Here is a 14,669-nt window from a genome sequence, read left to right as displayed (position 1 = left end):
ATATCCTTTGTTATTTGCTGTAGCTGACCTAAGGGTTAAAGGAAACTACAGCGCATTGGCTTAACGTCCGAAATATGTATCTATCTTATCTTCCCTAGTCTGGTCTTCCAGCGGATACTGTTTCAGCATCGGGTGGTACTCCATCTCCTCGATGTTTAGGATGCGGGTCAGGTTCGGGTGCCCTAAGAACTTAAAGCCATAGAAGTCGAAAGCTTCACGCTCCATCCAGTTGGCGGTGGCGTAAAGGTCTGTCATGGTTGGCATTACCGGGTCTGAGGCAGGCATAAATACCTTGATGCGGATACGGTAATTATGGCGCAGGCTGTGCAACTGGTACATCATGCACATCTCCTTGTCACCCTGTCCGGGATAATGGATACCGCACATCGTGGTCAGGAAGCTTATCTGTAATTCCTTGTCGTCGCGCAGGTACTGGATCAGGTCATGTATCGTTTCACGGTTGGTGGTGATCGTCATGATGCCATCCGGGCTAAAAGCATCCCAGATGTTATCTTCCCCAAACTGGCTTATGATTTTACCGAGTACGTTTTCGTTCGTAAGCTCCATTTGCTTATTTAATGTTATAAGAGGCTAATAATGCCTGATATTCCGGCGAGTTGCGGCGGCGCAGCGATTCGTTTTCGGCCAGTTCCTGTACACGCATCAAACCGTCTAAGATCTGCTCCGGGCGGGGTGGGCAACCAGGTACGTAAACATCCACTGGTACCACACGGTCAATCCCCTGCAATACAGAGTAAGTATCAAAAATCCCGCCAGAAGAAGCGCAAGCCCCTACGGCAATTACCCAGCGTGGCTCAGCCATCTGCTCGTACACCTGCTTCACAACAGGTCCCATTTTCTTGGCAATGGTACCCATCACCATCAGGATGTCTGCCTGGCGTGGGGAAAAGCTTGGGCGCTCAGAACCAAAGCGGGAAATATCATAATTAGAGCCCATGGTAGCCATGTACTCAATACCGCAGCAAGAGGTCGCAAAAGGCAGGGGCCACAGCGAGTGCTTACGAGCCAGTCCAATTACTTTCTCAAGGGATGTGGCGAAGAAACCTGCGCCAGACAAGCCATCTGGTGCGTCTACTATCTTTATATCTGTATTTTCGCTCATGTCAAAAGATTGGGTGTGTCATTTAGGGTAAGATTCCCCAAGAAGATGAACACAAGTGCTTTGTAAAAAGTTTATTAGTTTATTCCCATTTAAGAATACCCTTCTTGATCACGTAGAAGAAACCTGCCAGCAGTAAGCCCATGAACACGAGCATTTGCAGGAAGCCTTCTAACCCAAAGGCTTTGAAGTTAACCGCCCAAGGGTACAGGAAGATGATCTCGACATCAAACAGTACAAAAAGAATGGCTGTCATGAAGTACTTGTAGGAGATTGGTGTACGGGCATCGCCCACCGACTCAATACCACTTTCCCAGGCAGCGCCTTTTACTTCGCTGTTCCGTTTGGGACCTAATAAGTGCGTGAGCACAAGCGCAAAAATCACAAAGCCGAGGGCCGCCGCAAATTGTATGATTATCGGCAGGTAGTCCGACGGTATGTACTGATCCACAGATGGTTCCATAATGCTGTAGTCCTTAAATATATTAGAGAGCAAAACTAGTTATAAATCACCAAGATTCAAAAGACTTACTGTGCCGTAAAAAAGGCCTCTCTCTGCTATAGGGGTGCCATTATTCTTATTTTTAGTCATTCTAAATAAGATACTTGCACGTGCTTTAAAACTACAGAGGCCGCGCCCTTTGCAGAACGCGGCCTCTGTTATGCCATGCAGCGAGTACAGCTTATTTGTCTTCGCCCAGGAACGGATAACGGTAATCTACTGGCGGTACGAAGGTCTCTTTGATAGAGCGGGCAGACACCCAACGCAGCAGGTTCAGCATAGAGCCGGCCTTATCGTTTGTACCGGAGGCACGTGAGCCACCGAATGGCTGCTGGCCTACCACGGCGCCTGTCGGCTTGTCGTTGATGTAGAAGTTACCGGCAGCGTCGTTCAGTTTTCTTGTCGCGTACTCAATCACATAGCGGTCCTGACTGAAGATAGCACCGGTCAGTCCATAAGGTGAAGTCGAGTTCACCAGTTCTACAGTATCCTCGAAGTTGTCCGCATCATACACGTAGATCGTAATAACCGGTCCAAATATCTCCTCGCACATGGTGATGTACGTTGGGTTATGCGACAGCAGGACTGTAGGCTCTATAAAGTAGCCTTTGGACTTGTCGTAGTTGCCTCCGGCAATCACTTCAATCTCATTGCTCTCTTTTGCATTATCAATGTAGCGGGCAATCTTATCGAAAGACTTCTCATCGATCACGGCGTTGATGAAGTTGGAGAAATCCTCCGGAGGGCCCATCTTAAACGATTTCAGGTCTTCCTGCACGTAGGCTTTTACTTCTTCCCACAGGTTGCTCGGAATATAAGCACGGGAAGCCGCCGAGCATTTCTGCCCCTGGAATTCGAAAGCGCCTCTCGAGATAGCTGTGGCCAGTGCCTTGGCATTTGCAGACTTGTGGGCCAGGATAAAGTCCTTACCGCCTGTCTCCCCCACAATACGCGGATAAGTCTTGTACTTGTGGATGTTGTTTCCAATGGTTTTCCAGATGTTCTGGAACACGCCGGTACTGCCGGTGAAGTGGATACCGGAGAAATCAGCGTGATTGAAGATCACATCGCCTGTCGTAGGGCCATCCACGTAAATCAGGTTGATCACGCCATCTGGCAAGCCAGCCTCTTTAAACAGCTCCATGATCATGTGTGCGGCATAGATCTGCGTGTGGGCAGGCTTCCACACCACCACGTTGCCCATCAAGGCTACAGCAGAAGGGAGGTTACCGGCAATGGCAGTGAAGTTGAACGGTGTCAGGGCAAACACAAAGCCTTCAAGCGGACGGTGCTCCATGCGGTTCCACACACCTGGCGAGGACTCCGGCTGCATCTGATAAATCTCGGTCATGTACTGCACATTAAAGCGCAGGAAGTCCACCAGTTCACAGGCAGAGTCGATCTCGGCCTGGTAAGCGTTTTTAGACTGGCCCAGCATTGTAGCGGCATTCAGTTTTGCACGCCATGGCCCGGCCAACAGCTCAGCGGCCTTTAAGAAGATGCTGGCGCGGTGCTCCCAGTGCATGTTTACCCACTCCTCGCGGGCTGCCAGCGCTGCGTTTATCGCTTGTTCCACGTGGGACGCGTCGCCTTCGTTAAAATGGCCCAGGATGTGCTGGTGATCGTGCGGCTGCAGCATGGGCTGCTTGTTGTCGGTGTAAACCCTGTCGCCGCCGATGTACATCGGTACGTCCAGCTCTTTCGACTTTAGTTCTCTATAGGTGCGCAACAGCTCCTCTTTTTCTGGGGAGCCGGGGGCGTAAGATTTTACAGGTTCGTTAACGGGGGTAGGTACTCTAAAAAATCCTGTTGCCATGTTCTTATAGTTACAGATTTAGAATTAGTTTTTCATAGTTCTGTTACAGCCTTCTGCCGCAACCGGGCAAAGGTAAAGTTATTCTGCGATTTTTGGGCATGAAGGGAAAGGAGGAGTAGCAGGCGGGTCTTGGCCCAGGCTGACCTGAGCTGCCACTTCAGGCCTTTTGCCTTTCTCCACCTCTTTGGCTTACGTATACCCACCCCTTGCCAACGGAATGGAGGTGCGAAGGTTAGCCCTACGGTGTAAGATAAGGAGAAGCAGCGGGATAGGGGGCTTGCCTGGAGGGAGCGATATTTTACCCCGGAACCTGCTTATCAGGGCAAGAAGAGACCCTATAACTAAAACAGTCCTATGGCTGGAAGTGTCAGCAGCGCCTGCTTAAAGGATTTGTTTCAGTTCGCTCAGGCAGCTGATCTCGTAGGTAGGCTTGGGGCGTTTCCGGCCTTTTACCTTCTCCGGGTTAAAGTATACCTGGTCGATGCCGGCGGCGCGGGCCCCTTCTATGTCACACTCGTAGTTGTCGCCGATCATCAGGCAGTCCGCTGGCAGCACGTTGATGCGCTCCAGCAGGTGCTCAAACATCCGGCGGTCTGGTTTTTTAAAGCCACAGCACTCCGACGTGACGATCTCCCGGAAGTAGCCGTGCAGCCTGGACGAATTCATCTTTACGTGTTGTACCTCTTTAAACCCATTGGTGATAATGTGCAGACCATACTTGGGTTGCAGGTACTCTAGCACCTCGTAAGTATAAGGGAAAACAGCTGTTTTGGTGGGGCAAAGGTCTATATAGGCCTCCGATAGTCCGGTGGGTACTTCATGCTCCAGCAAGCCAAGCCCGGTCAGGGTTTTCACAAAGCGGCTTTCCCGCAGCTCTTTCTGGCTGATCCTGCCTTTGTTATAAAGATCCCATAAACGGGTGTTTACAAACTTATACTTATTGTAAAAGGAAGTGCTGTCGAACTTCCCAAAACTACCCAGCCCAAACTGATCGAAGAGGCTGTACAGGGTTTCTTCCGAGTTCTTTTCAAAGTCCCAAAGGGTGTGGTCCAGGTCAAAAAGGATGTGGGTGTATGTTTTCATAAAAAAGCAGGTGAGGTTCTTGTGAAACGAAAGAAGCCGTCAGTTGTTATAATAGGAACTATTCGGATAGTAACTACCCCTAAAGCTAAACTTATGCAATATAATCGGGTTTTGGAAGTTATGGAGTTGCCGGAGGTTTATTCTGCCGTCCAGCGGCGGGCCTGGAGCTTGTTTACTGCCAGTTCCCGGTTCGAGAAAAGGATCTGGTACACTTCCTGGTCTTTTAGCAGCACGGCGTCGCGCTCCATGTAGGTAAAGATCTGCTGTACCAGGTCGGCGGCCTCTTCTTTTACAGAGTAGTACACCCACTGATCCAGCTTTCGAGGGGCAACAAGACCCGCGTTGCGGAGATAGGAAAGATGGCGGGAGGTTTTGGTTTGAGTAAAATCAAGGACCTGTTCCAGGTCAGAAATGCACATTTCCTTGTTGTGCAGGATCAGGTTGAGGATACGGATTCGGGACTCATCGGCAAGGGCTTTGAGGACCTGCTCTCCAAAAGAAAGGCTAAAGTGTTTGAGTCTCATAACTAGGGTGGCGACAGGAACAAAATTAGGTAAAACCAGCCATTATAAAATATTTAATAGTATAATTGTATCACATGATCGCTTCTGCACCAAAACGTTTTATAACTGCCTCCGGCTTACAATGGCTCTTGCTGCCACTCCTGGCTGTGCTGTTTTTGCTGTTACCCAACGGCGCCAAGGCACAGGGGCAACAGCGTGTCGTGCAGCTTTCAGGCTTTGTTGCCACGGGTGATAGCCTGTATGGGGTGGCAGGGGTAAACGTGTTTGTGCCGGGCACCAGCCGCGGTGTGCAAACGAACCAGTACGGCTTCTTTTCAGTACCTGTGCTCACCGGAGACAGCGTGCTCTTTAGTGCCATCGGCTATAAAAAGCAGTACCTGATCATCCCGAAGAACTACAGTAGCCAGAGCTATTCCATTATCATGCAAATGCAGGAAGACCCGACCGAGCTTCCCACCGTAGAGGTGTTCCCCTGGCCAACAGAGCGGGATTTCCGTGAGGCGATAGCTAAGGTGAAGCTACCGGATGAGGGGCGTGCCATTGCTACCCGTAACCTGGACCCGGAGCGCTTAGAAGCTCTCTTCGAAAGCACCCCAATGGATGGGGCCGGTAACTTCAAGTTCTGGAACCAGCAGCAGATCCAGCAGCAGCAGAACCGCTACATGTATCCTACTATTAGTCCCTTTGCCATACCCAAACTGATTGACGCCATCTTCAACGGCAATTCCAAATAAGCCGCTCTCCGGCTTCCTGTGCTATATTCCTTAACTACAGTTTACAATGTCCGTAATGTGATTGTACGGAACATAACAGATTAATTGTAAACTGCTCTCCAGACAAGCGAAGCCTACGGTTGTCGCTTACAGGCATTGCCTTACGTTATACTGCGACTGTTGCCAAAGCCTTTCTTTTAGAATAGAGAGTCTGGCGTGGGCAGGTAGGAGATAACTGGCCATTGGAGGGCATAAAGGAAATAAACATGCTGGAACCTGATAAGTTAACGCTCAATATACCTGATACCACCAAACCCCGCGTCGTTATTATTGGGGGGGGCTTTGGCGGCATCAACCTGGCCAAGAAGTTAAGCAACGATGACTTTCAGGTGGTGATGTTTGACAGACAGAACTACCACGGCTTCTGGCCGCTCCTATACCAGGTGGCTACCGCCGGGCTGGAACCGGATGCCATTGCAGAGCCCCTGCGGAAGATGTTCGGCAACGACGACTACCCGGACTTCCACTTCCGCTTAGTAAGGGTAACAGGGGTAAACCCTGCCGCGAAAACAGTCGAGACAATTATCGGCGACCTGCCTTACGATTACATTGTAATCGCCACGGGCACCAAGTCGAACTACTTCGGTAACGAGCAGATTAAGAAGTACTCTTTCCCTTTAAAAGAAGTGCCGCATGCCCTAAACCTCCGAAGTCAGCTGCTGCAGGCCTTTGAGCAGGCTAGCATGACAGTAGACCCGGAAGTGAGGCAGGCCCTTTTGAACATTGTAATTGTAGGTGGCGGGCCGACAGGAGTGGAACTGGCCGGTGCCCTTGCCGAGATGAGAAAGCACGTGCTCCCGACTGACTATTCTGGTATTGACTTCAGTAGGATGAACATTTACCTGGTGGAGGGCCTGGATCGGGTACTCCCTCCTATGTCGGCAGAAGCGAGTGAAAAAACCTATAAGTACCTGAACGAACTAGGGGTGATCATGAAGCTAAACACGCTGGTGGAGTCTTATGATGGCGAAACGGCTGTTTTAAAAGGAGGTGAAGAAATTAAGACCAACACGCTCATTTGGGCAGCAGGGGTTTCGGGAGCTTTGATTGACGGGCTACCGGCTGAATCTGTGGAGCGGGGCAGGATACTGGTAAACCAGTACAACCAGGTGCTCGGCTTTCAGGATATATTCGCAATAGGGGATATTGCCTTTATGAAGTCGGATGAGTACCCCAGAGGGCATCCGGGCGTGGCCCAGCCTGCCATTCAGCAAGGCAAGCTTCTGGCTAAGAACCTGAAGCGTATTATCCGGAACGAGCCATTGGAGCCGTTTATTTATAATGACAAAGGATCGCTGGCGATCATCGGGCGAAACAAGGCTGTGGCTGACCTGCCAAAGAATATGCACTTCGGTGGTTTCTTTGCCTGGTTTATCTGGCTCTTTGTGCACGTGATGTCCTTGGTAGGCTTCCGCAATAAACTGGTCGTGCTCAGTAACTGGTTTTATAAGTTCTTTACCTATGAGAACAGTACCCGCTTAATTATAAGGCCTTTTGTACGGAAAGGGGAGCGTGTCAAACGGCGCTTTATTAATAAGTATGACACAGACTGACGTGTTGTAAATTAAGGCTACATGCATAACAGCAGGCGGGCACTTGAATGCCAAGTTTGACTGAAACAACAAATCGCCAATAAAAAAGCCTTCGGATGTGATTCCGAAGGCTTTTTGTTAATACCGTTGAGACCTTACTTATCTACCGGCATTGTTGCTGCCATTGCTGGTGCTGCTAGTGGCGCGCTCACGCTGCATTGGGTTTCTTCTGTCCTGATTCTGCTTAAAGATCTCGAAACGAGACGGAGCCAGACGACGTGGGAAGAAGTTGTTTTCCAGGTCGGTGTCAGCGGTCTGCAACTGTGGGTCCAGTGTAAAGCTTACAACCGGCTTCTCTGTTACAAACACTTTCGTGATCTCGTCGTTGTTGTAGCGCCAGATCTCTGCAGGGATGTTCACTACTTCGTCTGTACCGTCTTCGAACTCCATGCGTACGATAAGCGGCATTACCAGGCCACCCAAGTTCTTGAAGCCTACTTCGTAGAAGTTCAGGCCAGAATCCAGCGTCTTTTTCTGCTCTGGTGTCAGGCCAGCCAGGAACGACTGGTACTGCTTCTGCTGCGCCGGCGTGGTGGCAAGCGGATCGTAGCTGTTGTAGAAGTCTTTCAGCTGTGGCTTCAGTTCTACCAGCGTCTTCTGAATATCCTTTAGGTTGCGCTGCTCCGACAGGGTCTTTGGCTCCTGGTTCAGTTGCTCACGGCGCTGCGCGTTCACAAAAGCAGGATCCTGGGAATCGATCGTGTACCACTTCACGTCATCAATTGCGATGTCAGTGTGGTCTGTTGTATAGAACCAGCCTCTCCAGAACCAGTCAAGGTCCACCCCGGAGGCATCTTCCATGGTACGGAAGAAGTCAGCCGGCATTGGGTGTTTAAAGGCCCAACGGTTGGCGTACTCTTTAAAGGCATAGTCGAACAACTCACGTCCCATCACCGTCTCACGCAGGATGTTCAGGGCTGTAGCCGGCTTGCCATAAGCGTTGTTACCGAACTGCAATACAGATTCTGAGTTGGTCATGATCGGTACTTGCGTGTTCTTGGCGCTCTTCATGTACTCCACGATGTCCTGTGGCTCACCACGGCGGGATGGGTAGTTGCGCTCCCACTCCTGCTCAGACAGGTACTGTACAAAGGTGTTCAGGCCTTCGTCCATCCATGTCCACTGGCGCTCATCGGAGTTAATGATCATCGGGAAGAAGTTATGGCCCACCTCGTGAATGATCACAGAGATCAGGCCGTACTTGGTACGCTCTGAGTAAGTGCCGTCCTCTTCAGGGCGGTAGCCGTTGAAGGAGAGCATCGGGTACTCCATGCCGCCTACAGGGCCGTGTACCGAGATCGCTACCGGATAAGGGTAGTCGATGGTGCGCTTAGAGTAAGTCTTTAGCGTATGGCCAACGGCCTCTGTAGAGTACTGCCCCCAAAGTGGGTTTGCCTCTTTCGGGTAGTAGGACATCGCCAGCACGTTCTTGCCGCCCACGTTTACGTTCATGGCATCCCAGATAAATTTACGGGAGCTTGCCCAGGCAAAGTCGCGCACGTTATCGGCTTTGTATACCCATGTTTTCTTGTTCTGGGCGTGGTCTTTCTCTGCTTTGGTCGCTTCTTCCTGCGTCACGATCACGACAGGCTTGTCGCTTTTGGCAGCCTCGGCCATGCGCTTCTGCTGTGTAGAAGAAAGTACCTGGTTTGCGTTCTGCAGTACGCCTGTTCCGGCCACTACGTGGTCGGCAGGTACGGTGATGCTTACCTTGTAGTCGCCGAAAGGCAGGGCAAACTCACCGCTTCCCAGGAACTGCTTGTGCTGCCAGCCGTTCACGTCGTCATACACGGCCATGCGCGGGAACCACTGGGCCATCTCGTACAGGTAGTTGCCGTCTTTCGGGAAGTACTCATAGCCAGAGCGGCCGCCCAGGGCTTTCTGGTCGTTAATGTTATGGTGCCAATCTATCCCGAAGCTAAATGACTGGCCAGGCTTTAGAGGCGTTGGCAGATCAACGCGCATCATGGTGTTGTTGATGGTGTACTTCAACGGTTTGCCGCTGCGGTCTTTTACCGACTCGATTTTAAAGCCGCCGTCAAACTTCTCGCGCGTCATGTACTCCACTGCACGCAAAGACATATCCTTTTTAAGCTCTGCGGTTTGGGTCAGGTTGCTCATTGAGTTTGGCTCAAAGATGTTCTGATCCAGTTGTACCCACAGGTACTTCAATGCGTCCGGGGAGTTGTTCGTATAGGTAATGCTCTCAGAACCTTTGATAGACTGGTTCTTGTCGTCGAGCTCTACGTTGATGTTGTAATCGGCCCGCTGCTGCCAGTATTGGTGGCCAGGTGCTCCTGAGGCGGTGCGGTAGGTGTTGGGTGTTGGCAGTTCTTGCCCCAGTTGGGAGAACTTTGTGTCCTGTGCTTGTGCCACCAGGGGCCCAACCATCAGACCAGCCAAGGCCAAGCCTTTTAGTAGGTGTCTCATATGGTTTTGGTTAAGGAAGATTAGTTTAGTTTGTAAAGGTGCTTTTATAATTAGTTAATGTTTTAACGCTAAAAGATACTGGTTTCCATCATCAATATCAAGGAGATGCCTGCCGCCGCACTGGAAAGCACCATGATCCAATCGCGCTTTTTCGCGTGAAACAGGTTCAGGACCAGGAATCCAATAATCAGTAATATAGACACAATCAGCAGTTGTCCGAGTTCAATCCCGATGTTAAAGGCCAGCAATTGCTCCCATATCTCCCCACTGCGCCCCAGCATGGCCCTCAAGAAATTAGAGAAGCCCATGCCATGTACCAGCCCAAAGAAGATGGCCATCAGGTTGTGCAACGACAGGATCGTCGGTTGCTTGGCCGCAGCTCCTTTTAGCTTGAAGAAGTTCGTGACGCAGGTCAGAAAGATCGTAACCGGTATCAGAAACTCGATCAGGGCCGTATCGAACCGGATCACTTCAAAAACAGCCAGTGCCAGCGTAATGGAGTGCCCGATGGTAAAGCTGGTGACCAGGGCAATAACCTTTTTCCAGTCGCTTAAGGTATAGATAGCACTCAGGGCAAGCAGGAACAGCATGTGGTCGTAGGCCTGGAAATCGAAAATATGATGGAAGCCTAACTGAACGTATGTAGAGAAAACGGAAGACAAGCGGTTTTACGTAGCGTTATATGAATATAGAAGTTGGCAAATTAGGATTAATGCTTTATAGATGCAATATGAGTGCCAAACATAAGGCCGCACAAATGGGTTAAGACGTCCTGTGCCTTTTGCTAAAGCGGTACCAAAATCTAAATCAGCTCCTGTTTCTGTAGGCTTATCTGGCAATATTCCTAACTTTAAGAGGTGATGTACCTATTCCTTTATTCCTACAGCAGAAGAGATTTAAAAACAAATATGATGAGACCAAATAACTCCAAGAGCCATCCTCTAGTAAAAGCAGCAGCGTTCGGGCTGGCCAGTCTGTCGCTTGCGTTTTCAGCCTGTACCTCAACGGGTACCGAAAACGCGGCGGACGCAGTAACATCTGAAAGTGAGGAACAAAACTTAGCAACATCTATGGTATACGTTGGCACCTATGCAGACCCGGAGGCGGAAAGTATCTTTCTCTATCGCCTGAATCCAGAAACAGGAGAGTTGACTCGGGAGAGTGCGACAAAAGGAGGGCCGAACCCCTCTTTCCTGGCTTTAGATGAAGAGCGCCGTTACCTGTATGCAGTAAACGAAATAGGAGACTACCAGGGGCAGAACAGCGGTGCCGTCAGTGCCTTTGCGGTAGACCCGCAAACAGGAGCCCTAACGTTGCTAAACCGGGTGCCTTCTAAAGGCGGGTCGCCTGCCCACACTACGGTGGATGGGGAGAACAAAACAGTGCTGGTGGCCAATTATATGGGCGGTAACGTGGCGGCTTTCCCGATCCAGGAGAACGGACAGTTGGGAGAGGCTAGTTCTGTGCAGCAGCATGAAGGCGCCGGGCCGAATAAGCAACGGCAGGAAGCACCGCACGCCCATTACATTGCACCGGACCCACAGAACAAGTATGTACTGGCGGTGGACCTGGGCACCGACAAAGTGTATAGCTATCGCCTAAACCCGGATAAAGCAGAACTAACGCCAAATGACCCTGCTGTAGCTTATACCACGGAGCCCGGGGCAGGACCGCGTCACCTTACTTTTCACCCGAACGGCCGCTATGCTTACCTGATCAACGAACTGAACTCGACCATGGTCGCGCTTGCTTATGATGCAGACAAAGGTACTTTTACAGAGATAGAGACTGTGCCAACCATACCGGCTGACTTCAAAGAGAACAACCAGACCGCAGAGGTGAAGGTATCGGCGGACGGCAAGTACCTGTATGGGTCGAACCGCGGGCATAACAGCATTGTGGTATATGCCATCGACGAGAACACAGGCAAACTGACGCAGGTACAGCTGGTGAGCACAGGAGGGGACTGGCCGCGCGATTTCAGCATTGATCCGACTGGTAACATTTTGATGGTAGCCAACGAGCGCTCTAATAACATCACCACCTTTAAGATAGACAAGGCAACGGGTAAGCTGACACCGACTGGGTACGAAGCAGAAGTGCACAAGCCGGTAAACGTACAGGTGGTACCTGCCTTTCAATAGCCAGCACACACTGACCGACAGAATCAGCAGAAGCGTCAGCCCATAAGGCTGGCGCTTTTTGTCTGGTCTCCTCTGTATTTGTTTGAGCATAAAACTTTTAGCCGAACACAGCGCCAAAGCCCTGAACTCCGTAGAAAAGCGACAGAAGCCCCAAGCGTGTCATTTGTAAAGAACAAGCAACAATGGCTGAGACAGAAAATGCTACGGTAGGTAACAGACGATCATTGAAAGTAGCGTTGGCAGGCCTAAGCCACGACCATGTGCAGGGGGTGTTGCAGCGCTACCAGGAAGGCAAAATAAGCATCGTAGGCATTGCCGAGCAGGATGAGGAGTTGGTGCAGCGTTACCAAAAGCAGTTCCACCTTCCCAAGTCGCTATTCTACAAAAGCCTTTCCAGGCTCTTACAGATCCGGAAGCCGGTGGCTGTGATGGCTTTCAACGCGATAGCTGGACATGTGGGTGTGGTAGAGAAGTGCGCCCCTTTGGGGATACACGTGATGGTGGAGAAACCTCTCGCTACCAGCTTACAGGATGCGGAGCATATGGCCAAACTTGCCCGGCAGCATAACATCTACCTGCTTACTAACTACGAAACGACCTGGTACCCCAGCAATCAGGAGGTGCTGATCATGGTAAACCATAAACTCAATATTGGGGAAGTCCGGAAGATGGTGGTGCATGATGGCAACGCCGGACCGAAAGAGATTGGCTGTTCAGCAGAGTTCCTGGACTGGCTGACGGACCCGGAAATGAACGGTGGAGGCGCCATCATGGACTTTGGTTGCTATGGCGCTAACCTGATGACTTGCCTGATGCAGGGGCAGCGGCCCAAAGCGGTTACTGCTGTTACGCGCCAGCTAAAGCCCCATGTTTACCCAGACGTAGACGACGATGCGACTATCCTGCTTGAGTATCCAAAAGCGACGGGGATCATAGAGGCTTCCTGGAACTGGCCCTTTGATATCAAAGACCTGGAAGTGTACGGGGAAAGTGGTTACCTGCAAGCCGTCAACCATGACTTCCTTAGAAAAAAGGGCGCTGGCGACGAGACATATAGAGTAGAGAGGATAGAATCCCTGGCGGAGCCTTATGAGGACTATACTTCTTACTTTGCAGCAGTGGTCAACGGGGAGATCAAGCCCAAAGGAGACCTCTCATCCCTTGAAAATAACCTGATCGTGATGGAAATACTCGAGGCAGCCCGCCAATCAGCCCGGGAGGAGAGAAGAGTCGTACTGGAAGAACAAGAGAAACACCTAGCTGAAGATTAAAGACATTGTTGACAAATGATAGAGGTACTGCCCCAAACACAAGGCGATTTACTAGCTGTTAGAGTAAGCGGCGAGCTTACCAACGCAGACTTTGACCAGTACCGGGAAAAGATCCGGGACCGGATGAAAGCAACCGGATCGGCCCGGCTTTACTACGAAATGGCAGACCTGCACTGGGTGAAGCCCGGTGCGGCCATGGAAAATGCTTTACTGGACATTGTGCATGGGCGGGAGTATGGCCGGGTAGCCATGGTAGGGAACAAGGCCTGGCATGAATGGGCAGCCAAACTCGTAAGCCCGGTAAAGAAAAAGGGCGTCCGCTATTTCGAGGTGGAGGAGCGAGAGGAGGCAATGAGGTGGGTACAGGAGGGGGAGTAGGAGCAAAGAGCAGGGCCTTACATCGAGCTACAGGACCGACTCCTTTTTAAAGCCCGTTTATCTTTTTACATTTACCTAAACCTATATAGAAAAACATGTTTGTACACCACGTTTACTTTTGGCTAAAAAACCCTGAAGCAGCAGCAGAAAAAGCAAGATTACTGGAAGGCTTAAAGTCACTACAAACTGTAGAGACTATCCGCACGGTGCACATAGGCGTGCCAGCCGATACAGACCGCCCTGTGATTGAAAGAGGATATCATTTTTCTTTACTCCTGATCTTTGATAACAAGGAAGACCACGATACGTACCAGGTGCATCCGGTGCATAAAAAGTTTGTGGAAGACTGCTCCTCCCTTTGGTCGAAAGTGGTTATTTATGACGCTGTAGACGCCTAAGCCCGATTAAACCTAACAGAATAAAGAGCCCCTGCCCAGGAACTACTTCCTAAGCAGGGGCTCTTCTATAATTTTAAGAAACCAGAAGCGCTATTCCCTTACGCGCTGCATGGTGGTTTTGGTCTTACCGTCCTTTGTCGCATGGATCATTTTGTCTGCGCCCTCCCACGAAACGAGGGCTGTATCGGTATGTGACCCATACATGATGCTCAGGATCTGGTTCTCCGGGTCGTAGAGGTATCCCCCACTGAGGCCTCTACCATCGGGGCCCAGCACCATCCTGAACTGCCCCGATTCCTCAAACACAAAGCGCATTTGGTGATCGTCCAAGGCCTGTTCCATGGTTTCGCCTCCTTCTTGTCCGTCTAACTGCATGCCTACCAGTTTCCAACTTCCTATAATGGAGTAGGTGTTTTGATGTGGTTTCACAGCAAAACCAGAGAAAGTAAACAGTATAAGCAGGGCAAAAAGGGATAGGTAAGCTCTCATGGGTAAACTGATAACGTAGAACTATACAAGGTAGTATTTTTATAAACGTTGTACTTGGATGAGGAGGGAAAGTTACTGGCCTGGTGTACCTATATCACTTGGCTTTGTACTGGCCGCTCAATAGACCTCGCGGTGCTTTTACAACCCGC

At 50.5% G+C, this 14,669-nt stretch carries 15 protein-coding genes; 6 read left to right on the top strand and 9 right to left on the bottom strand.

Annotation, left to right across the window (positions count from 1 at the left end):
- Window positions 1-60 precede the first annotated feature (60 nt).
- The 6 genes from CHB92_RS15455 to CHB92_RS15430 all read right to left on the bottom strand — a co-directional run bounded on the left by CHB92_RS15455 (window position 61) and on the right by CHB92_RS15430 (window position 5,045).
- On the bottom strand, window positions 61-567 hold the full coding sequence (locus CHB92_RS15455) for an NADH-quinone oxidoreductase subunit C (RefSeq protein ID WP_089320132.1): 507 nt from the start codon (window positions 565-567) through the stop codon (window positions 61-63).
- Between the two features lie 4 nt (window positions 568-571).
- Window positions 572-1,123, bottom strand: coding sequence for an NADH-quinone oxidoreductase subunit B (locus CHB92_RS15450; protein ID WP_089320131.1), 552 nt, complete (start codon window positions 1,121-1,123; stop codon window positions 572-574).
- Between the two features lie 79 nt (window positions 1,124-1,202).
- Entirely contained in the window at window positions 1,203-1,583 is a 381-nt protein-coding gene (locus CHB92_RS15445; protein WP_089320130.1) for an NADH-quinone oxidoreductase subunit A, read from the bottom strand.
- A gap of 220 nt (window positions 1,584-1,803) precedes the next feature.
- Window positions 1,804-3,438: an L-glutamate gamma-semialdehyde dehydrogenase gene (pruA, locus tag CHB92_RS15440; RefSeq protein WP_089320129.1), complete on the bottom strand. Its 1,635-nt coding sequence runs from the start codon at window positions 3,436-3,438 to the stop codon at window positions 1,804-1,806.
- Between the two features lie 381 nt (window positions 3,439-3,819).
- Window positions 3,820-4,521 (bottom strand): YjjG family noncanonical pyrimidine nucleotidase, encoded by a 702-nt coding sequence (locus CHB92_RS15435; protein WP_089320128.1) that lies wholly within the window; start codon window positions 4,519-4,521, stop codon window positions 3,820-3,822.
- Between the two features lie 137 nt (window positions 4,522-4,658).
- Window positions 4,659-5,045 carry an ArsR/SmtB family transcription factor gene (locus CHB92_RS15430; RefSeq protein WP_089320127.1) on the bottom strand — a complete coding sequence of 129 codons (387 nt, stop codon included), beginning with the start codon at window positions 5,043-5,045 and terminating at the stop codon, window positions 4,659-4,661.
- Window positions 5,046-5,119: 74 nt separating this feature from the next.
- Between CHB92_RS15430 and CHB92_RS15425 the strand changes: the two genes are divergently transcribed.
- Window positions 5,120-5,779, top strand: a complete 660-nt coding sequence (locus CHB92_RS15425; protein ID WP_144266328.1) for a carboxypeptidase-like regulatory domain-containing protein — start codon at window positions 5,120-5,122, stop codon at window positions 5,777-5,779.
- 245 nt (window positions 5,780-6,024) lie between these two features.
- Window positions 6,025-7,371, top strand: coding sequence for an NAD(P)/FAD-dependent oxidoreductase (locus tag CHB92_RS15420; protein ID WP_089320126.1), 1,347 nt, complete (start codon window positions 6,025-6,027; stop codon window positions 7,369-7,371).
- Between the two features lie 138 nt (window positions 7,372-7,509).
- Here CHB92_RS15420 and CHB92_RS15415 read toward each other — a convergent pair whose 3' ends face one another.
- Together CHB92_RS15415 and CHB92_RS15410 are read right to left on the bottom strand one after the other, a co-directional pair.
- Window positions 7,510-9,840 (bottom strand): M1 family metallopeptidase, encoded by a 2,331-nt coding sequence (locus tag CHB92_RS15415; protein ID WP_089320125.1) that lies wholly within the window; start codon window positions 9,838-9,840, stop codon window positions 7,510-7,512.
- A gap of 68 nt (window positions 9,841-9,908) precedes the next feature.
- Complete coding sequence (locus tag CHB92_RS15410; protein ID WP_089320124.1) at window positions 9,909-10,502, bottom strand: HupE/UreJ family protein; 594 nt, start codon at window positions 10,500-10,502, stop codon at window positions 9,909-9,911.
- A 246-nt stretch (window positions 10,503-10,748) separates the two neighbouring features.
- Here CHB92_RS15410 and CHB92_RS15405 point away from each other — a divergent pair, with 246 nt between their 5' ends.
- The 4 genes from CHB92_RS15405 to CHB92_RS15390 all read left to right on the top strand — a co-directional run bounded on the left by CHB92_RS15405 (window position 10,749) and on the right by CHB92_RS15390 (window position 14,031).
- On the top strand, window positions 10,749-11,984 hold the full coding sequence (locus CHB92_RS15405; RefSeq protein WP_179223067.1) for a lactonase family protein: 1,236 nt from the start codon (window positions 10,749-10,751) through the stop codon (window positions 11,982-11,984).
- 182 nt (window positions 11,985-12,166) lie between these two features.
- Window positions 12,167-13,255, top strand: coding sequence for a Gfo/Idh/MocA family protein (locus CHB92_RS15400; RefSeq protein WP_089320122.1), 1,089 nt, complete (start codon window positions 12,167-12,169; stop codon window positions 13,253-13,255).
- 15 nt (window positions 13,256-13,270) lie between these two features.
- Window positions 13,271-13,633: a SpoIIAA family protein gene (locus CHB92_RS15395; protein ID WP_089320121.1), complete on the top strand. Its 363-nt coding sequence runs from the start codon at window positions 13,271-13,273 to the stop codon at window positions 13,631-13,633.
- Between the two features lie 95 nt (window positions 13,634-13,728).
- A complete protein-coding gene (locus CHB92_RS15390; protein ID WP_089320120.1) occupies window positions 13,729-14,031 on the top strand; it encodes a Dabb family protein in 303 nt (100 codons plus the stop codon).
- Window positions 14,032-14,121: 90 nt separating this feature from the next.
- On the opposite strand, the gene CHB92_RS15385 is transcribed toward CHB92_RS15390, so the two are convergent.
- Window positions 14,122-14,520 (bottom strand): hypothetical protein, encoded by a 399-nt coding sequence (locus tag CHB92_RS15385; protein ID WP_089320119.1) that lies wholly within the window; start codon window positions 14,518-14,520, stop codon window positions 14,122-14,124.
- Window positions 14,521-14,669: the final 149 nt, after the last annotated feature.

The organism is Pontibacter ummariensis, assembly GCF_900188175.1.
Lineage (GTDB): Bacteria > Bacteroidota > Bacteroidia > Cytophagales > Hymenobacteraceae > Pontibacter > Pontibacter ummariensis.
The sequence above is the reverse complement of the archived record's forward strand: the minus strand, read 5'-3'. Positions and strand labels throughout refer to the sequence as shown.